Origin of the sequence: Serratia sp. CY27727, from assembly GCF_052169275.1 — a bacterium.
Taxonomy (GTDB): domain Bacteria; phylum Pseudomonadota; class Gammaproteobacteria; order Enterobacterales; family Enterobacteriaceae; genus Serratia; species Serratia sarumanii.
The window spans coordinates 64,123-83,889 of sequence record NZ_JBJNLB010000014.1 but is presented as its reverse complement, the minus strand read 5'-3'; the positions used below and the strand labels follow the sequence as shown (position 1 = coordinate 83,889).

At 61.9% G+C, this 19,767-nt stretch carries 15 protein-coding genes; 10 read left to right on the top strand and 5 right to left on the bottom strand.

Annotated elements, in window-relative coordinates; genetic code table 11:
- Window positions 1-7: 7 nt before the first annotated feature.
- The 4 genes from aroQ to acuI form a co-directional block, all read right to left on the bottom strand.
- On the bottom strand, window positions 8-460 hold the full coding sequence (gene aroQ, locus ACJ8HB_RS22990) for a type II 3-dehydroquinate dehydratase (protein WP_004936891.1): 453 nt from the start codon (window positions 458-460) through the stop codon (window positions 8-10).
- Window positions 461-747: 287 nt separating this feature from the next.
- Complete coding sequence (gene msrQ, locus ACJ8HB_RS22985) at window positions 748-1,347, bottom strand: protein-methionine-sulfoxide reductase heme-binding subunit MsrQ (protein WP_041036869.1); 600 nt, start codon at window positions 1,345-1,347, stop codon at window positions 748-750.
- A complete protein-coding gene (msrP, locus tag ACJ8HB_RS22980; RefSeq protein ID WP_033636176.1) occupies window positions 1,348-2,349 on the bottom strand; it encodes a protein-methionine-sulfoxide reductase catalytic subunit MsrP in 1,002 nt (333 codons plus the stop codon).
- 156 nt (window positions 2,350-2,505) lie between these two features.
- On the bottom strand, window positions 2,506-3,483 hold the full coding sequence (acuI, locus tag ACJ8HB_RS22975; protein WP_047570383.1) for an acrylyl-CoA reductase (NADPH): 978 nt from the start codon (window positions 3,481-3,483) through the stop codon (window positions 2,506-2,508).
- A 205-nt stretch (window positions 3,484-3,688) separates the two neighbouring features.
- Here acuI and csrD point away from each other — a divergent pair, with 205 nt between their 5' ends.
- The 10 genes from csrD (at window position 3,689) to ACJ8HB_RS22925 (ending at window position 17,877) form a co-directional block, all read left to right on the top strand.
- The gene (gene csrD, locus ACJ8HB_RS22970) at window positions 3,689-5,623 is read left to right on the top strand and encodes an RNase E specificity factor CsrD (protein ID WP_047570384.1); all 1,935 of its coding nucleotides are present in this window, start codon (window positions 3,689-3,691) and stop codon (window positions 5,621-5,623) included.
- Window positions 5,624-6,036: 413 nt separating this feature from the next.
- The gene (gene mreB / locus ACJ8HB_RS22965) at window positions 6,037-7,080 is read left to right on the top strand and encodes a rod shape-determining protein MreB (protein ID WP_003855260.1); all 1,044 of its coding nucleotides are present in this window, start codon (window positions 6,037-6,039) and stop codon (window positions 7,078-7,080) included.
- Between the two features lie 94 nt (window positions 7,081-7,174).
- Window positions 7,175-8,200, top strand: a complete 1,026-nt coding sequence (gene mreC / locus ACJ8HB_RS22960) for a rod shape-determining protein MreC (RefSeq protein WP_047570390.1) — start codon at window positions 7,175-7,177, stop codon at window positions 8,198-8,200.
- Window positions 8,197-8,685 carry a rod shape-determining protein MreD gene (gene mreD / locus ACJ8HB_RS22955; protein WP_004936918.1) on the top strand — a complete coding sequence of 163 codons (489 nt, stop codon included), beginning with the start codon at window positions 8,197-8,199 and terminating at the stop codon, window positions 8,683-8,685. The genes mreC and mreD overlap by 4 nt, the downstream gene beginning before the upstream one ends.
- A gap of 10 nt (window positions 8,686-8,695) precedes the next feature.
- Window positions 8,696-9,280: a Maf family protein gene (locus ACJ8HB_RS22950; RefSeq protein ID WP_004936921.1), complete on the top strand. Its 585-nt coding sequence runs from the start codon at window positions 8,696-8,698 to the stop codon at window positions 9,278-9,280.
- Window positions 9,281-9,318: 38 nt separating this feature from the next.
- On the top strand, window positions 9,319-10,788 hold the full coding sequence (gene rng / locus ACJ8HB_RS22945; protein ID WP_016930237.1) for a ribonuclease G: 1,470 nt from the start codon (window positions 9,319-9,321) through the stop codon (window positions 10,786-10,788).
- 87 nt (window positions 10,789-10,875) lie between these two features.
- A complete protein-coding gene (yhdP, locus tag ACJ8HB_RS22940) occupies window positions 10,876-14,679 on the top strand; it encodes an AsmA2 domain-containing protein YhdP (RefSeq protein WP_094860186.1) in 3,804 nt (1,267 codons plus the stop codon).
- A complete protein-coding gene (gene nit1, locus ACJ8HB_RS22935; RefSeq protein WP_033636170.1) occupies window positions 14,676-15,536 on the top strand; it encodes a deaminated glutathione amidase in 861 nt (286 codons plus the stop codon). Before yhdP ends, nit1 begins: the two co-directional genes overlap by 4 nt.
- 7 nt (window positions 15,537-15,543) lie before the next feature.
- Window positions 15,544-16,989: a metalloprotease TldD gene (tldD, locus tag ACJ8HB_RS22930; RefSeq protein ID WP_047570394.1), complete on the top strand. Its 1,446-nt coding sequence runs from the start codon at window positions 15,544-15,546 to the stop codon at window positions 16,987-16,989.
- 123 nt (window positions 16,990-17,112) lie between these two features.
- Entirely contained in the window at window positions 17,113-17,877 is a 765-nt protein-coding gene (locus ACJ8HB_RS22925; RefSeq protein ID WP_047570395.1) for a CDP-diacylglycerol diphosphatase, read from the top strand.
- Between the two features lie 45 nt (window positions 17,878-17,922).
- Here the strand turns inward: ACJ8HB_RS22925 and ACJ8HB_RS22920 are convergent, their stop codons facing one another.
- A complete protein-coding gene (locus ACJ8HB_RS22920) occupies window positions 17,923-19,605 on the bottom strand; it encodes a PglL family O-oligosaccharyltransferase (protein ID WP_094860185.1) in 1,683 nt (560 codons plus the stop codon).
- Between the last annotated feature and the right edge of the window lie 162 nt (window positions 19,606-19,767).

Genomic DNA, 19,767 nt, shown 5'->3' with positions numbered 1-19,767 from the left:
GGAGCAATTAGTGGGTTTTCGACAGACGGTTAACCGCTGCCTGTAAAGCGAAAGCGTAGCCATCCGCGCCGAGGCCGCAAATCACGCCTACCGCTACGTCCGAGAGATAAGAGTGATGGCGGAAAGGTTCGCGGGCGTGCACGTTGGACAGGTGGATCTCGATGAACGGGATCTGCACCGCCAGCAACGCATCGCGCAGCGCCACGCTGGTGTGCGTGAACGCCGCCGGATTTATCAGAATGAAATCGGTGTTGCCGCGCGCCTGATGAATGCGATCGATCAGCTGATGCTCGGCGTTGGACTGCAGATGGCTCAGGGTAATATCCAATGCGGATGCCTGGTTTTCCAATCCGTTAACAATCTCTGTCAGCGTCGTGCTGCCGTACTTCTCCGGCTCACGCGTCCCCAGCAGATTGAGATTGGGGCCGTTCAGAAGCAAAATGTGAAACTTATCCGCCATTGTGCTGGTATCTCCGGCAATAAAACCATCATCGTAGAAAATAACCCGATGTTATCGATTTGTCACCTGTTAAGGGGCAAATTCACCCTGAGAATAGAAACAAGGTCGGGCATTATAACGATATCGTAGCAATTCGCAGCTAAATACTGGTCTTATCAGCGAAGATATTCAACCCCAAATCGACGAACTCGGGGATCCGTGACAGGAATATGAGCGCTGGAACACAGAAAAAGTTCCCGCCGGCGGCGCGCGTTTTTCCGTACCAATAACGCGCGCCGCCGCGTAGTTCAGCGCCACCAGGCGCGGAATTTCTTGTAACGCAGGCCCAACAGCGCCACCGCCAGCAGCGCGTAGATGAACGGCTGGGGGGAAAACGTTTTGACCGACCACAGGTAGTGGATGGGGGCGAGGATCGCCGCCAGATAGACGAAGTTGTGCAACAGTTGCCATTTGGCGCCCAGTTTGCGCATCGCCCACAGCGTCGAGGTGGCCGCCAGCGCCAGTAGGATCAGCCAGGTGAGGATGCCGAGCGTCAGATAAGGGCGGTTCACCAGCTCGCTGCCCAGCAGGCCGAGGTTGCTCAGCCCCAGTTCCAGCGTGGAGTAGCTTATCAGGTGCAGCGTGCCCCAGGCAAAGCACCACAGCCCCACCAGGCGGCGGCAGCGGATCAGCAGCGGCTGGCGGGCGTAGCGCGCCAGCGGGGCGATAGCCAGCGTGGCCAGCAGCAGTTTCAGCGTCATCCTGCCGGTAAAATGCTGGATGTCCTTGGACGGATCGGCGCTGAACCAGCCTTGATCCACCGCCAGTACCAGCCAGAGAAAGGGCAGAAACGCCGCCAGATGCAGGGCGGCTTTCAGCCATTTGATATGAACAGGCGTCAGTCGCACTTAGAAATTCTCCCGCAGATCCATGCCGCGATACAGCGACGCCACCTGGTCGGCATAGCCGTTGAACAGCAGCGTCGGCTGGCGTTTGACGTCGAGAATGCCGCCGGAGCCGATGAAACGCTCGGTGGCCTGCGACCAGCGCGGATGATCGACGTGCGGATTCACGTTGGCGTAAAAACCGTACTCGTTCGGCGCGGATTGGTTCCAGGTGGTCGGCGGCCGATCGCGCACCAAACGGATATGCACGATCGATTTGATGCCTTTGAAGCCATATTTCCACGGCGTGATCAGCCGCAGCGGCGCGCCGTTTTGCGGCGGCAGGGTTTTGCCGTACACGCCGACGGTCAGCAGCGCCAGCGGATGCATCGCCTCGTCCAGCCGCAGCCCTTCGACGTAGGGGTATTTCAGGCCGCCGCCGATAAAGCGATCTTTCTGGCCGGGCATCTGCTCCGGATCGTACAGCGTCTGGAAGGCCACGTAGCGCGCGTTGCCGTTCGGTTCGGCCAGCTTGATCAGCTTGCCCAGTTCGAAACCGATCCACGGCACCACCATCGACCAGGCCTCGACGCAGCGCATGCGGTAAATGCGCTGTTCCAGTGGGAAACGCTTCATCAGATCGTCGATATCCAGCGTTATCGGCTTCGCCACTTCGCCGTCGATGCGCACTTTCCAGCCTTCGGTTTTCAGCCCGCCGGCGTTGGCGGCCGGATCGGCCTTGTCGAGGCCGAACTCATAGAAGTTGTTGTAGCCGGTGACCTTGTCTTCCGGCGTCATCGCCAGCTGCGCCTGCCAGGCGGCCGGTTTGCTGAATTCCAGCGCTTTGCCCGGCGGCGCCTTGGGGCGATCGTTGCCCTTGAACCACGACAGCAGGTCCGCCTGTGCGCCGGTGGGCAGCGCCAGCGAAGCGGCGGTGATGCCGAGCGCCTGCAGCACCTTGCGCCGCTGGTGGAATACGCTCTCCGGCGTGACGTCGGCCTCGGTCAATTTCGGGTGTTTGTTCATGCTTATGTTCTCCGCGACTGATTCCCGCCGCCTGCGAGCGGCTAACGGGTCTCCATGAAATAAGCATGGCGCTAAAGGCGGCCGGAAGCGAGGGGACGCAGGAAAATATGAAATTTCGCAGAAGCGGGCGATCCCCCCGTCGCCGGGGGGAGAAGGTCAGCGGATTTTCACCAGGGTGCGGCCGGTGATTTGGTTGTTCAACAGCGCGGCGGCGGTGGCCGGCGCCTGCTCGAGGGAGATTTCGTGCGTGGCCTGCTGATAGAAGCTGTCCGGCAGAATGCCGGCCAGCCGTTCCCAGGCGGTTTGGCGGCGATGCAGCGGCGTATGCACCGAATCCACGCCCTGCAGGCGCACGTTGCGCAGAATGAACGGCATCACGGTGGTCGGCAGTTGATAACCGCCCGCCAGGCCGCAGGCGGCGACGGTGCCGTTATAGTTCATCTGCGCCAGCACCCGCGCCAGCAGTTTGTCGCCGACGGTGTCCACCGCGCCGGCCCACAGCTGTTTCTCCAGCGGACGCGGCATGTCGATATAGCCATCGCGCGGCATCACCTCTTTGGCGCCGAGCGCTTTCAGGTAGTCGGTATTGCTGTCGCGGCCGCTGATGGCGGTCACCCGGTAACCCAGCGCCGCCAGCAGGGCGATGGCGGTGCTGCCCACGCCGCCGCTGGCGCCGGTGACCAGGATATCGCCGTCGTCCGGGTGCACGCCGCCTTCCTCCAGCGCCATCACGCACAGCATGGCGGTAAAGCCGGCGGTGCCGATGATCATCGCCTTGCGCTCATCCAGGCCGTTCGGCAGCGGCACCAGCCACTCACCGGAGACGCGCGCCTGCTCGGCCAACCCGCCCCAGTGGTGTTCGCCCACGCCCCAGCCGGTGAGCACCACGCTTTGTCCCTCTTTGAAGCGATCGTCGCGGCTGTGGCGCACGGTGCCGGCGAAGTCGATGCCCGGCACCATCGGGAAGTTGCGCACGATCTTGCCTTTGCCGGTGATCGCCAGCGCGTCCTTGTAGTTCAGGCTGGACCAGTTGATGTCGACGGTGACATCGCCTTCCGGCAACCGATCGCTGTCGATATCTTTGATATGAGCCAGAGTTTGGTCGTCTTGTTGTTCCAATAACAGTGCACGCATGTCACTCTTCCTCTCGTTTACACTTTTCTATTCAATGGCTGAATCACAGTTATTTGACTATATGCATAATAAGCGGCCCAAGTCCTGATAAAGGACAAAAATGGCGCTTGCAGGTTTAATTCCTCGGCAAGGCTTGTTAGGGTTGGACGGCCCCTTTTAGCTAAAGGGTGAACACTCACTTAACCATAGCGGACAAGGCACAGGGATGCGATTTACCACCAAACTCTCTGCATTGATCACTCTGTTGGTCGCGCTGGCGATGTTTTTGATGCTGATGGGATGCTCATACAGCTTCTTTTACGTTACCCAGGATCGCCAGGAGCGCCGCTTGGATTCGCTGGTCACCACTCTCGATCAAGCCATGCTGAGCGAGCCGCCGCAGGAGCAGGAAAAATGGTTGCCGATCGTCATGCGCACGCTCGGCATCGTGTCGATCCACATAGAGGCCGGTAGCAGCCAACTGCTCGACTATCAATTGCCGACGCAGGAAAAAGAGCACTGGGATGCGTTGAACGGCTATCGTCAGGTCTCGCGTCCCCTGTTGCAGCATCCGGGCAGCACGCTGCGCATCACCTACCGCGATCCCTTCGCCAGCGATGTGCGCACGCTGCAATCCACCGCCGCCGTCACGCTGTCGATCGTCGTGATGGTGGTGGTTTTGCTGTTCAGCCTGCGCTGGCTGCGTGAGCAGGCCGACGGCGAAGATCGTCTGGAACGCCGCGCGCGGCGCATTCTGAACGGCGAACGCGAAAACGTCATGCAGGGTGACGTGCGTGAGTGGCCGGCCAACGTCAGCGGCGCGCTCGACCGCCTGCTGGCCGATCTGGCGGAAGCGCGGGAAGAGCGCAGCCGGGTCGATACGCTGATCCGCGCCTTTGCCGCGCAGGACGCCAAAACCGGGCTGAATAATCGCCTGTTCTTCGATAACCAGTTGACCACTCAGCTGGAAGACGAAGGCTCGCACGGCATCGTGATGATGGTGCGGCTGCCCGATTTCGAGACCCTGCGCGAGACGCACGGCAGCGTGGCGGTGCAGGAGCTGATGTATTCGCTGGTCAATCTGCTGTCTACCTTCGTCATGCGCTATCCGTCGGCGCTGCTGGCGCGCTACTTCCACAGCGATTTTACCGTGTTGTTGCCGCATCGAACCCTGAAGGAGGCCGACGGCATCGCCTCACAGCTGGTCAACGCCATCGATGCCTTGCCTTCCACGGCGCTGATCGACCGCGAGGCCTTCCTGCACATCGGCATCGTGGCGTACCGCAGCGGTCAAACCACCGAGCAGGTGATCGATTATGCGGAGCAGGCGACGCGCCACGCTACGCTGCAGGGCGAAAACGGGTGGTATGTGTACGACAGCCAGGTGCCGGAAAAGGGGCGCGGCAGCGTCAAATGGCGCACGCTGCTGGAACAGGTGCTGGCGCGCGGCGGCCCGCGGCTGTATCAGAAACCGGCGGTGACCGTGGGGGGCGAGGTGCACCATCGCGAGATCATGAGCCGGATCTATGACGGCACCCAGGAATTGCTGCCGGCGGAATATATGCCGCTGGTGCAGCAGCTCGGGCTGGCGGAAAGTTACGATCGCCAACAGGTGAGCCGCATCATTCCCTTGTTGACGCAGTGGCCCGAGGAAACGCTGGCGTTTCCGCTGTGCGTGGACTCGATTTTGCAGCGCTCTTTCCAGCGCTGGCTGCGCGATACATTGCTGCAGTGCGAAAAAAGTCAACGTCGGCGAATTCTGATTGAACTTGCGGAGGCAGATGTGTGTCAACATATCGACCGTTTGCGTCCGGTGCTGAGGCTGTTGTCAGGGCTGGGCTGCCGCCTCGCGGTGTCCAAAGCGGGTTTAACCGTGGTCAGTACGTCCTATATCAAGTCGCTGCAGGTGGAGATCGTCAAGCTCCACCCGGGGTTGGTGCGGAGCATCGATAAGCGGGACGAAAACCAGCTGTTCGTGCAGAGCCTGACCGGCGCCTGCGCGGGCACGCGCGCGCAGGTGTTCGCCGCCGGCGTACGCACGCGCAACGAGTGGCAGACGCTGAAAGAGCGCGGGATCCACGGCGGGCAGGGCGACTTTTTCGCGCCGCCGGAACCGATCGACCCGGGGCGTAAAAAATATTCACGTCGTTATCGCGTTTAAGCTGATTGCCGGACAAAAATTGACGTAGAATGAGCGCCAGATCCATCTGGGCCATGTCACCCGTCATTTTGGAGTTTTCTCCAATCTGCCTGCGACAACGACGCCTATTTGAGATAGGCTCTTGTCAGCTTTTATCTGGTTGGCGTTGGTAGGTGCTTACCATCGGCGGCAATCAGGGAATATGTTAGATTTTATGAGCTGTGTTACGCCGTTTCGTGCGTTGACAGGGTGGTAAACTGAGCCTTTGTTCAGGGAATTCAGGCCTCATCCAATTTCCGTGCATTCGAGCAGAAACAATACAGACTATTTTTCACCGAAGTAGAACGTTTTTGCGCCTTGTCGCTGCTTCGTGTGGTTGGTAAAGTAGGCGGATTTTATTTTCCGCCCCCAGCTTGCAGGATTATCCTTTCGTTATGTTTAAGAAATTTCGTGGCATGTTTTCCAACGACTTGTCCATCGACTTGGGTACCGCCAATACCCTGATTTATGTTAAAGGGCAAGGCATCGTACTGAATGAACCTTCGGTGGTTGCCATTCGTCAGGATCGTGCCGGCTCCCCAAAGAGCGTCGCGGCCGTCGGTCATGACGCCAAACAGATGCTGGGCCGCACCCCCGGCAACATCGCGGCTATTCGCCCGATGAAAGACGGCGTGATCGCCGATTTCTTCGTGACCGAAAAAATGCTGCAGCACTTTATCAAACAGGTTCACAGCAACAGTTTCATGCGTCCAAGCCCGCGCGTGCTGGTCTGTGTGCCGGTCGGCGCGACCCAGGTTGAACGCCGCGCTATCCGCGAGTCCGCCCAAGGGGCCGGCGCGCGTGAAGTGTTCCTGATTGAAGAGCCGATGGCGGCGGCGATCGGCGCTGGTCTGCCGGTCTCCGAAGCGACCGGTTCCATGGTGGTGGATATCGGTGGCGGTACCACTGAAGTGGCGGTGATCTCGCTGAACGGCGTGGTGTACTCCTCTTCCGTACGCATCGGCGGCGACCGTTTCGATGAAGCCATCATCAATTATGTGCGCCGCAACTACGGCTCGCTGATCGGCGAAGCGACCGCCGAGCGCATCAAGCACGAAATCGGTTCTGCCTATCCGGGCGATGAAGTGCGCGAAATCGAAGTCCGCGGCCGTAACCTGGCCGAAGGCGTACCGCGCGGCTTTACCCTGAACTCCAATGAAATCCTCGAAGCCCTGCAAGAGCCGCTGACCGGCATCGTCAGCGCGGTGATGGTTGCGCTGGAGCAGTGCCCGCCAGAATTGGCCTCCGACATTTCCGAACGCGGCATGGTATTGACCGGCGGCGGCGCGCTGCTGCGCAACCTCGATCGCCTGCTGATGGAAGAAACCGGCATCCCGGTCGTGGTGGCGGAAGATCCGCTGACCTGCGTGGCGCGCGGCGGCGGCAAGGCGTTGGAAATGATCGACATGCACGGCGGCGATTTGTTCAGCGAAGAATAGTCAGCCCCTGGAAGGAGGAATCGTATCGGATGAATGCGCACAGCGAAAATCAGGTACGGTTCCTCTTTCTGTTGTCGAGGAACTCGCATAATTTATGAAGCCGATTTTTAGCAGGGGGCCTTCCCTGCAACTGCGACTTTTTTTGGCGGTGATCGCGGCCATTGGCCTGATCGTTGCCGACAGCCGGCTCGGCACGTTCGTGAAGATACGCAACTACATGGACACCGCAGTCAGCCCTTTCTATTTTCTGGCCAACGGGCCGCGTAAAGTTTTGGACAGCGTGTCAGAAACGCTGGCCACCCGCCAACAGCTGGAGCTGGAAAACCGCGCTCTGCGGCAGGAACTGCTGCTGAAAAACAGCGATATTCTTCTTCTTGGCCAATTCAAGCAGGAAAACGCCCGCTTACGCGAGCTGCTGGGTTCTCCGCTGCGCCAGGACGAACACAAGATGGTCACCCAGGTTATCTCCACCGGTTCCGATCCTTACAGCGATCAGGTGGTGATCGACAAAGGGTCGGACAATGGCGTCTATGAAGGCCAGCCGGTGATCAGCGACAAGGGCGTGGTCGGCCAGGTGGTGGCGGTGGCGAAAGTCACCAGCCGCGTGCTGCTGATCTGCGACGCCTCGCACGCGCTGCCGATCCAGGTGCTGCGCAACGATATTCGGGTGATCGCCGCGGGCAGCGGCTGCGCCGACGATCTGCAGCTGGAGCATCTGCCGAACAACACCGATATCCGCGTTGGCGACGTGCTGGTCACCTCCGGCCTCGGCGGCCGCTTCCCGGAAGGCTATCCGGTGGCGGTGGTTTCCTCGGTCAAGGTCGACAACCAGCGCGCTTACACCGTGATTCAGGCGCGGCCGACCGCCGGTTTGCAGCGCTTGCGCTACCTGCTGCTGCTGTGGGGCGCCGATCGCAACGGCGACATGCCGCTGCCGCCGGACGAAGTGCACCGCGTGGCCAATGAACGCCTGATGCAGATGATGCCGCAGGTGCTGCCGCCTGCCGGCTCCGTCGGGCCGCAGCTGCCGGCTCCGGCCACCGGGGTGGCGCCGCAAACCACGGCTCCGGCCTCTGTCCAGCCCCAAGCTCAGCCTGCCGCGGCGGGAGTGGTGCCATGAATAGCTACCGCAGCCACGGGCGCTGGATAATCTGGCTGTCGTTCCTGGTGGCGTTGGTGCTGCAAATCATGCCGTGGCCGGAGCAGATCTACATGTTCCGCCCTTCCTGGCTGGTGCTGATCCTGATCTACTGGGTGATGGCCTTGCCGCACCGGGTCAACGTCGGCACCGGCTTCGTGCTGGGGCTGATCATGGATCTGATCCTCGGCTCTACGCTGGGCGTGCGCGCGCTGGCGCTGGGCATCATCGCCTATCTGGTGGCGTTCAAATTCCAACTGTTCCGCAATATGGCGCTGTGGCAACAGGCGCTGATCGTCGTGCTGCTGTCGCTGTCGATGGACGTGGTGGTGTTCTGGGCTGAGTTTTTAGTGATCAACGTCTCTTTCCGCCCAGAGGTGTTCTGGAGTAGTGTGGTAAACGGCATTTTGTGGCCGTGGTTATTCCTGTTGATGCGCAAAATCCGCCGTCAGTTCGCCGTACAGTAAGGGTATCTCAATGACTTCGCTTTATCTGGCCTCCGGCTCCCCACGTCGACGTGAACTGCTGACCCTGCTCGGCGTGTCGTTCGACATTTTGCTGACGCATACCGAAGAGCAGCGCCGGGAAGGCGAAGCCGCCGAAGCCTATGTGCGCCGCCTGGCGCAGGACAAGGCCAAAGCCGGCGTAGCGCTGGCGCAGGAAGATCGGCCGGTGCTGGGCGCCGACACCATCGTGGTGCTCAACGGCCGGGTGCTGGAGAAGCCGCGCGACGAAGCCCATGCGGCGGACATGCTGGCGGCGCTGTCCGGCAAGCAGCATCAGGTGATGACGGCGGTGGCGATCGCCGATCGCCACGACGTGCGCTGCCAGCTGGTGGTGACCGACGTGACGTTCCGCAGCCTGTCACAACAGGATATCCGCGACTATATTGCTACGGGCGAACCGATGGATAAGGCGGGCGCCTATGGAATTCAAGGAAAGGGTGGTTGTTTCGTCAGAACGATAACCGGGAGTTATCACGCGGTGGTTGGTCTGCCGCTGGTCGAAACACATGAGCTGCTCAGTAATTTTGTCGCATTACGTGATGTAAGAACCGGTTGATGGGCGCTGCCATTATCGACCGGCTCTGAGGAGAAGGCATGACAGCTGAGCTACTGGTTAATATCACACCGTCTGAAACGCGGGTCGCCTATATCGATGGCGGCATTCTGCAAGAGATCCATATCGAACGCGAATCCAAACGCGGCATCGTCGGCAACATCTATAAAGGGCGCGTCAGCCGCGTCCTGCCGGGGATGCAGGCGGCGTTCGTCGACATCGGCCTGGACAAGGCCGCCTTCCTGCACGCCTCCGACATCATGCCGCATACCGAATGCGTCGCCGGCGACGAGCGGAAAAACTTCCACGTGCGCGACATCGCCGAGCTGGTGCGCCAGGGGCAAGACCTGATGGTGCAGGTGGTGAAAGATCCGCTCGGCACCAAGGGCGCGCGCCTGACCACCGACATCACGCTGCCTTCGCGCTATCTGGTCTTCATGCCGGGCGCGGCGCACGTCGGCGTTTCGCAGCGCATTGAAAGCGAAGCCGAGCGCGAGCGCCTGAAAGCCATCGTTGCGCCGCACTGCGACGAGCTGGGCGGTTTTATCATCCGCACCGCGGCGGAAGGCATCGGCGAGGAAGAGCTGGCGCAGGACGCCGCGTTCCTCAAACGCCTGTGGACCAAGGTGATGGAGCGCAAGAAGCGCAACCAGACCAAATACAAACTGTACGGCGAGCTGGCGCTGGCGCAGCGCATCCTGCGCGATTTCGCCGGCGCGGCGTTGGATCGCATCCGCGTCGATTCGCGGCTGACGCACGATCTGCTGGTGGAGTTTACCGGCGAGTACATTCCGGACATCACCAACAAGCTCGAGCTCTATACCGGCAGCCAGCCGATTTTCGATTTGTACGATGTGGAAAACGAGATCCAGCGCGCGCTGGAGCGCAAGGTGGAGCTGAAGTCCGGCGGCTATCTGATCATCGATCAGACCGAGGCGATGACCACCGTTGATATCAACACCGGTGCCTTCGTCGGCCACCGCAACCTCGACGAAACCATCTTCAATACCAATATCGAGGCGACGCAGGCCATCGCGCGCCAGCTGCGGCTGCGTAACCTGGGCGGCATCATCATCATCGACTTTATCGATATGAACAACGAAGAGCACCGCCGCCGGGTGCTGCACTCGCTGGAGCAGGCGTTGAGTAAAGATCGGGTAAAAACCACGATCAACGGCTTCTCTCAGCTAGGCTTAGTTGAAATGACGCGTAAACGCACGCGTGAAAGCATTGAACATGTGCTCTGTCACGATTGTCCTACTTGCAATGGGCGCGGCACCGTGAAAACGGTGGAAACCGTGTGCTACGAGATCTTGCGCGAGATTGTGCGCGTGCACCATGCTTACGATTCCGATCGCTTCCTGGTGTACGCCTCCGCGGCGGTCGGCGAAGCGTTGAAGAGCGAAGAATCGCATGCGCTGGCCGAAGTGGAGATCTTCGTCGGCAAACAGGTGAAGGTGCAGATCGAACCGTTGTACAGCCAGGAGCAGTTCGACGTCGTCATGATGTAGCCCGTCCGACATCGTAAGGGCCCGGCATGCCGGGCCCGTCAGTGCATAGATATTCCCGTTGCCAGGCAGCGGAGCAAGGAGAACTGCGTGAGGCGACTGCCTGGGATTCTGTTAGCAACAGGCGCCACCCTAATCGTGATTGTGGCGCTGCTGATCAGCGGGCTGCGCCTGATGCTGCCGAAGCTGAACGACTACCGTCCCCAACTGCTGGCGCAGGTGGAGAAGCTGTCCGGCGTGCCCGTGCAGATGGATTTCCTGCAGGGCAGCTGGGAAACGTTCGGCCCACAGCTTGAAATGCGCAACCTGAGCGCTACGCTGCCCAAAAGCGATGTGCATATCGAACGCGTGACGCTGGCGCTGGACGTGTGGCAATCGCTGCTGCACTGGCGCTGGCAGTTCCGCGATCTGACCTTCTATCAATTCCGCCTCGATCTGAACGCCACGCTGGGCGGCGACCGGCAGGGCGAAGGCCTTGAGCCGGGCAAAATCGGCGATCTGATGCTGCGCCAGCTCGACCATTTCGATCTGCGCGACAGCCGTATCTCGTTCCTGACGCCCGCCGGCGCGCGCGCCGAATTCGACATTCCCCAACTGACCTGGCTTAACGGCCGCGAGCGCCACCGCGCCGAGGGGCAGATCAGCCTGTCGACGCTGAACGGCCAGCACGGCGTGGTGCAGCTGCGCATGGACCTGCGCGATAATCAGGGCCTGCTGGACACCGGCACGGTCTATCTGCAGGCCGATAACATCGACATGAAACCCTGGTTTACCCGCTGGCTGCGCGCCAACACCGGGCTGGAAAGCGCCGACTTCAGCCTGGCGGCCTGGCTGCAGGTGCAGAACGGCGAGATTGCCGGCGGCCATGCGTTGCTCAAGCAGGGGGCGGCCAACTGGGATATCGGCGCCGCGCAGCACCGGCTGGACGTGGACAATCTGGCGCTGTCGCTGCGCCGCCAGGGCACCGGTTGGCAGCTCGACGTGCCGCAGCTGCGGTTGAGCACCGACGGCCAGGCCTGGCCGCAGGGCACGCTTTCCGCCCTGTGGCTGCCGGAAAACACCGAGTTCATGGGGCCGGCGCAGAATGAAGAGCTGCGGGTGCGCGCGACTAACCTTCAGCTGGAGCGCCTGTCGGCGCTGCTGCCGACCTTCTCGTTCCTCAGCCCGGACGTGCTCGATCGCTGGAACGATCTGCAGCCGCAGGGGACGATGGAGGCCTTGGCGCTGGACATCCCGCTGAAGCAGCCGGAAAAGAGCCGTTTCCAGGCGCTGTGGCGCGATGTTAGCTGGCAGCGTTGGGAGCTGCTGCCCGGCGTCAACCACTTCTCCGGCGCGTTGAGCGGCGGGGTGGAGAACGGCCGCCTGACGCTGGGGCTGGCAGGCAGCACCTTGCCTTACGGCGATATGTTCCGTGCGCCGCTTGAAATCAGCAGCGCGCGTGGCGCGCTGACCTGGCGTTACAACGATCAAGGCTGGGAGCTGGCGAGCCAGGGGTTGGACGTCAAGGCGAAGTCGCTGTGGGTCAACGGCGATTTCCGTTATCAGCAGCCGGCCAAGGGCGATCCGTGGCTGAATATCCTGGCGGGCATCCGCCTGTATGACGGCGCCGAGGCCTGGCGCTATTTCCCGGAACCGCTGATGGGCAAGCATCTGGTGGACTACCTGAGCGGCGCCATTCAGGGCGGCCAGGTGGATAACGCCACGCTGATTTATTCCGGCGATCCGCAGCACTTCCCGTACCGTAAGAACGAAGGGCAGCTCGAAGTCTTCGTGCCGCTGCGCCACGCCACCTTCCAGTTCCAACCGGGCTGGCCGGCGCTGACCGATTTGGCGATCGACCTCGATTTCGCCAACGAGGGATTGTGGATGCATGCGCCGCAAACCCGGCTGGGCAAGGTGGCGGGCAAAAATATCAGCGCGGTGATCCCGGATTACCTGAAAGAGCGGCTGCTGATCGACGCCGAAGTCGCGGGTGCGGGCAGCGACATACACGACTACTTCATGCAGACGCCGCTGCACGATTCGCTGGGGGCGGCGCTGGATCAGCTGCAGATTGGCGGTGATGTCAGTGGGCGCTTACATCTCGATATTCCCCTGGACGGCGAGCAGGTCAGAGCCACCGGTGAAGTGGCGCTGAACAACAATTCGTTGCTGATCAAGCCGCTGGACAGCGAACTGCAAAAGCTCAGCGGCAAGTTCCGCTTCGACAACGGCAACCTGCAGAGCGACCCGCTGTCGGCCAACTGGTTCGGGCAGCAGGTGGCGGTCAACTTCACCACCCAGGAAGGCGAGCGTGACTACAAGGTCAACGTCGGCCTGAAGGGCGACTGGCAGCCGGGCAAGTTCCCCGGCCTGCCGAAAGAGGCCGCCGATGCGCTCAGCGGCAGCGCGCCCTGGCAGAGTCAGGTGGCCATCACGTTGCCGCATCAGGGCTCGGCCAGCTACGATATCGGCCTTGACGCAGACCTAAGGAAAGTGAGCAGTCACTTACCTTCGCCGTTGGACAAGGCACCGGGCGAAGCCTTGCCGGTGAGCGTCAAGGTCAAAGGCGGTCTTAACGGCTTCATGTTGACCGGCAGTGCGGGCAAGCAGAACCGCTTCAACAGTGAATGGAGCTTCGACAAAAAACAGGTGAATCTGGCGCGCGCCGCCTGGCAAACCAACGGTGGCGGCACGCCGCCGCTGCCGGCCGGCAAGTCGATGACGCTGAACCTGCCGGCGCTGGACGGCGAGCAATGGCTGGCGCTGCTGGCGCCGGCGCTGAAACAGGGCGGCGGCAGCGGTCAGGTGGGCGGTTTCAGCTTCCCCACCACCGTGGCGCTGACCACGCCGCAGCTGCTGTTGGGCGGCCAGGCCTGGCATAAGCTGACGCTGTCGGCCGAAAAACAGCTGGGCGCCACCGTGGTGAGCGCCAAGAGCGATGAAGTGGACGGCAGCCTGCGGGTGGCCGATCGCGGGCCGTGGCGCGCCGATATCAACTACCTGTACTACAACCCGCAGTTCGCCGAGACGAAAAGCGCGGCGGGTTCGCCGCCACCGCCGCCGGAGAAAGTCAGCTTCCGCGACTGGCCTTCGCTGATGCTGCGCTGCAAGTCGTGCTGGGTGCTGGGGCAGAACCTCGGCAAGGTCGAGGCGGATCTGAGCAATCGGGGCGATACCCTGACGCTGGATCACGGCCTGGTCGATACCGGCAAAGGGCGCATGAGCGCCACCGGCCTGTGGAAGCAGAACGCGCAGGAAGAGCGCAGCTCGCTGAAAGGCAAGCTGCTCGGCGGCAAGATCGATGAAACCGCCGCCTTCTTCGGCATCACCATCCCGCTGAAAGGCGCGCCTTACGACGTGGACTTCGATTTGTACTGGCGCGGCGCGCCGTGGCAGCCGCAGGTCAATACGCTGAGCGGCGCGCTGCAGGTCAAAATGGGCAAGGGCGAGATCGACAGCATGGGCGGCGGCCGCGCCGGCCAGCTGCTGCGACTGGTCAGCTTCGACGCCTTGCTGCGCAAGCTGCAGTTCGATTTCAGCGATACCTTCGGCAAAGGCTTCTACTTTGATTCCATCCGCAGCACCGCCTGGCTGAAAGATGGCATAATGCATACTGATAATCTATTGATCGACGGCCTGGCGGCGGATATCGCCATGAGTGGCCAGATCGATCTGGCGCGCCGCCGCATCGATATGGAAGCGGTGGTGGCGCCGGCGATTTCGGCGACGGTCGGCGTGGCCACGGCGTTTGTCGTTAACCCGATCGTCGGCGCGGCGGTGTTCGCCGCCTCGCAGGTGCTGGGGCCGCTGTGGAGCAAGATTTCGCTGATTCGTTACCATATCAGCGGCGATCTCGACCAGCCGAAGATCAATGAGGTACTTCGTAAGGCAAAGGAGGATAAGGCGTCATGAGGAATGCTAACGTTGCGTTGTTGCAGTTGTGCAGTGGCGATCAGGTGCGCGATAACCTGGCCCAGATTGAACAGCAGATCAAGCAGCTCAATGCCGGGGTAAAACTGGTCATGACGCCGGAGAACGCGCTGCTGTTCGCCAACTCCGCAGCCTATCGCCAACAGGCGGAAAAACAGGGCGATGGCCCGCTGCAGAACGCGGTGCGCGAACTGGCGCGCCGCTATGGCGTGTGGTTGCTGGTGGGCTCGATGCCCTTGATCAGCCGCGAAAACCCGGAGCTTATCACCACCAGCAGCCTGTTGTTCGACGATCAGGGCGAGATCCGCGCCCGCTACGACAAGCTGCACATGTTCGATGTGGACATCAACGACGCCCACGCCCACTACCGCGAGTCGGATACCTACCAGCACGGGCAGCATCTGACGGTGGTGGATACGCCGGTCGGGCGTTTGGGCATGACCATATGCTACGATCTGCGCTTCCCCGCGCTGTTCCAGGCGCTGCGGGCGCAGGGCGCTGAACTGATTTCGGTGCCGGCGGCCTTTACCCGGGTCACCGGCGAGGCGCATTGGGAAATCCTGCTGCGCGCCCGGGCGATCGAAAACCAGTGCATGATCCTGGCGCCGGCGCAGGTGGGGCGCCACGGGCCGACCCGCCGCACCTGGGGCCACACGCTGGCTGTCGACGGCTGGGGCAAGGTGCTGGCCGAGAACCCGGACGCCGTAGCGGCGCTGAAGGTGCGCGTGGACACCACAAGCCTGCAGCCCCTGCGGCAACAGATGCCGGTGCTGCAGCACAATCGATTCCAGACGTCGCTGACGGCGCCGTCTGACACGTTATCCTCCAATCAAGAGTGAAACCATTATGAGCCTGACGTTTGTCAGTGAGCAGTTACTCGCTACCAACAAGCTGAGTCATCAAGACCTGTACTCGGTACTGGGTCAACTGGCAGAACGCCGTATCGACTACGCCGATCTCTATTTCCAGTCCAGCTATCACGAAGCCTGGGTGATCGAGGACGGCATCATCAAGGATGGCTCTTACAATATCGACCAGGGCGTCGGCGTGCGCGCCGTCAGCGGCGAGAAAACCGGTTTCGCCTATGCCGATCAGATCACCCTGAATGCGCTGCAGCAGAGCGCACAGGCGGCGCGCAGCATCGTGCGCGAGCAGGGCGACGGGCGGGCGCACACCCTGGGCGAAATCGGTTACCGGGCGCTGTACCCGCTGCTCGATCCGCTGCAAAGCCTGCCGCGCGAAGAGAAAATCGCCCTGTTGCACCGCGTCGATAAAGTGGCGCGCGCCGCCGATGCGCGGGTGCAGGAAGTGAACGCCAGCATCACCGGCGTTTACGAGCAGGTGTTGGTGGCCGCCACCGACGGCACGCTGGCGGCGGACGTTCGCCCGCTGGTGCGGCTCTCCGTCAGCGTGCTGGTGGAGCAGGACGGCAAGCGTGAGCGCGGCTCCAGCGGCGGCGGCGGCCGTTTCGGTTACGACTATTTCCTGGAAACCGTCGACGGCGACGTGCGCGCCGATGCCTATGCCAAAGAAGCGGTGCGCATGGCGCTGGTCAATCTCGGCGCGGTGGCGGCGCCGGCCGGCAATATGCCGGTGGTGCTGGGAGCCGGCTGGCCGGGGGTGCTGCTGCACGAGGCTGTGGGGCACGGCCTGGAAGGCGATTTCAACCGGCGCGGCACCTCGGTGTTCAGCGGCCATATGGGCGAACTGGTGGCTTCCGAGCTGTGCACCGTGGTGGATGACGGCACCCTGCAAGGGCGCCGCGGCTCGCTGGCGATCGACGACGAAGGCGTACCGGGCCAGTACAACGTGCTGATCGAAAACGGCGTGCTGAAAGGCTACATGCAGGACAAACTCAACGCGCGGTTGATGGGTGTCGCGCCGACCGGCAACGGCCGCCGCGAGTCTTACGCGCATCTGCCGATGCCGCGCATGACCAATACCTACATGCTGGCGGGCCAATCGACGCCGGAAGAGATCATCGCCAGCGTCGAATACGGCCTGTACGCGCCGAACTTTGGCGGCGGCCAGGTGGACATCACCTCCGGCAAGTTCGTGTTCTCCACCACCGAAGCCTACCTGATCGAGAAGGGCCGCATCACCAAACCGGTGAAGGGGGCGACGCTGATCGGCTCCGGCATCGAGGCGATGCAGCAGATCTCGATGGTCGGCAACGATCTGGCGCTCGATAAAGGCGTGGGCGTGTGCGGCAAGGAAGGCCAGAGCGTGCCGGTGGGCGTCGGCCAACCGACGCTGAAACTGGATACGCTGACCGTCGGCGGCACGGCGTAATCTTTCCTCAAGGAGCCACGCGCTGGCTCCTTTATCCATTCCCCATGTTGCGGCCCTTGCAGGCGTGCCTGCGCCCAGTGATGGAATGAAATTGACGTGGCGAAAAAACGGAACAATACGAGGATGGCGCGTTGGGCTTTCTCCGCCCTGCGTTGGCTGTTGTTGCTGGGCGTTCTGTCCCTGACGGGCTGCGCCCGTTCCGATGCGCTGTGGGGCGTGGTCGATAAGCTCTGCATGGCCAACTATCAGCAAAAGCGCGATCCGGCCCCGTGTGAGCAGATCTATATGCCGCAGGGGAAAGCGCAGGGCTTTAGCGTGCTGCAAAACCCGCGTTATCCCTATCATTTCATTCTGGTGCCGACGGCACCGCTTTCCGGCATTGAAAGCCCGCTGCTGCTGGCCGGAGAACGAACGGACTATTTTGGCTATGCATGGCTGATGCGTTACCGGCTGGCCGCCGAGTATGGCGGGCCGGTGCCGGACGACAGGCTGGGCATGGCGATCAACTCCGCTTACGGCCGCAGCCAGAACCAATTGCACATTCACCTGACCTGTCTGCGCGAGGATGTGCGGCGCCAGCTGCAGGCGGAACGTCCCTACATACAGGAACAATGGCGCCCCTTGCCGGATAAGCTGTTGCGCCACACCTACTATGCCCGCCGCGTGATGCAGCCGGCCGCGATGGGCATCTACCCGATTAAGGATCTTGCGGATTATTTTCATCTGTCGCCGCCGCAGCTGGCGGAGTATGGCGTGGCCGTCGTCCCGACCACGTTTGCCGGCCAACGGGGTTTTATCTTGCTGGCCTCGAAGCGCGGCTGGGACGTCGGCAACCGCGCCTCGGTAGAATCGCTGCTGGATAAAACGTGCGCTATTTTGCCGCGTTAATCTTAAGACGGCAGGTGAGAGCGACGCGCTCTCACCTTATTCTTCCTACCTAAACCGCGCATCCCGCGCAAACAGGAAAGCGGCTTCCCGCTGGCGGGCGTCTGCTTCCGCCTGAGCGCCCTGATAACGCAAAATCATGATCAGCGTGGCATAGACGTTGGCGTCGATACGGCGCTGCAGATAGGCATTGGCCCACTGCCGATAGCCGGTCAGCAGGGCATCATCGCGCGTTTGGTTATAGACCAGCAGCGCGTGAGATTGCTCGTCGAAGGTTTTGCGCTCCCGGTAGATCCAGGCGGCCGGCGGCGGCATCTGCTCGATGCTGTCGATGGAGGCCAGCATGGTGCGTTCCGATTGGGTGAGCGCCATGCGCCCTTGCCAGGCGAAGATCGCCATCACCAACACGCCGATGGCCGCCATCGCCACCGGCAGGCTCAGGGCTTTGGCGAACGGCAGTGGGCGGGGCTCGCCGGTTTGGCCGTCCAGCAGCGCCAGCAGCAGCAGAAACGCCAGCCAATGCGGCGCAGACAGATAGAAAGGGTATTCCAACTGGGTGTGCACCAGCATTGGCAACAGCACCAGAAACAGCCCGACGCGCGCACCGGCCGGCTGCTCGCGATCCCGTTGCCAGGCGCGTTTCAACAGCAGCGCACCGGCGACGAGGACGATAACGATCCCCGCCAGCGCTGGCAGGCCGCCCTCAACCCACCACAGCAGGATTTCATTGTGCGGATGCCCGGCGACTTCCAGCACTTCTCGCCAGGGCATTTCCTGCAGACGGAAGTGCGCGAAGCTGTATTCAAAGCCGCCGTAGCCCCAGCCCAGCAGCGGTTTGGCCAAGATCATGGCGCCGACGTCATGCAGCATGGTGAGGCGAGCGCTATTGGAAAGCTCCCGCCCGATCAGGCCGGCGCGGCCATCCAGACCGAAACCGGTGAACAACACCGTAGTACCGATCGCCACGCCCAGCAGCAGCGCGCCGCCGGCCCAGCGGCTTGCGCCTGGGCGCTGACGGGCAAAACGCCACAGCAGCAGCGCCGCCGCCAGGGCGCCGCCCAGCCAGGCGGCGCGCGACTGGATCAGCACCAGCAGGGCGGAGAAAGCGGCCAGTAGGGCGAGCAGCGGGAGCTGCCGCCGCCGCGTCGGCGTGGAGAGGGGGGCAAGCAGTAGCCAGAGCGCCAAAGCCAGCCCGGTGGCGATAAAGCTGCCCAGCACGTTCGGTTGCTGAAAGACGCCGTAGACCCGGCGGCCATTGGGGGCCACCCAGGCCAGCGCGGGGGCGAACAGCTGCAGCGCCGCCAGCAATGCCTGAACGCTTACGGCGAACAGCAGGCCGTACAGCAACAGATCGCGTTGCCGGGTGGTGAGGCGCAGCTGCAGGCAAGCGACATAGAACAGCCAGCCACCGAGCAAACCGGCGCAGCGCCACAGGGCGTCTTCGCGCCACTCGGCGCGGGTATACAGCAGCGGCAGCGCCAATACGGCGATGCCGAGCAGCAACAGGCGTGCCGTGGGGGTCAGCGAAAGACGGGTACGGCCAAGGCAAACGGTGAAGGTCACGATCAGCGTGGTCAGCGCCATGGCGCTCCAGGCCAGAATGTTTTGCGGCAGCGCCAGGCCGCCGCCGCCCATGTTGGGGTGATAGAACGGCAGGATCGCCGCCATCCAGATCAGCAGCAGGGGCAGCACGGCGATAGCCGGTGCGTTAATGGCGGTTTTATCGGTCATGGTGAACCTGCCATGTTTCGATATCGATCATTGAATGCATATTATTAGGATTCCCTATCCTTATCCTGGTGTTTAAATTCGCTGAAGCTTCAATACCTAAAATTTTTTATGGAAATTGAAAAGACTTCCTGTTGAAGCGATAAATAAGTTTTTCCCCTGTGA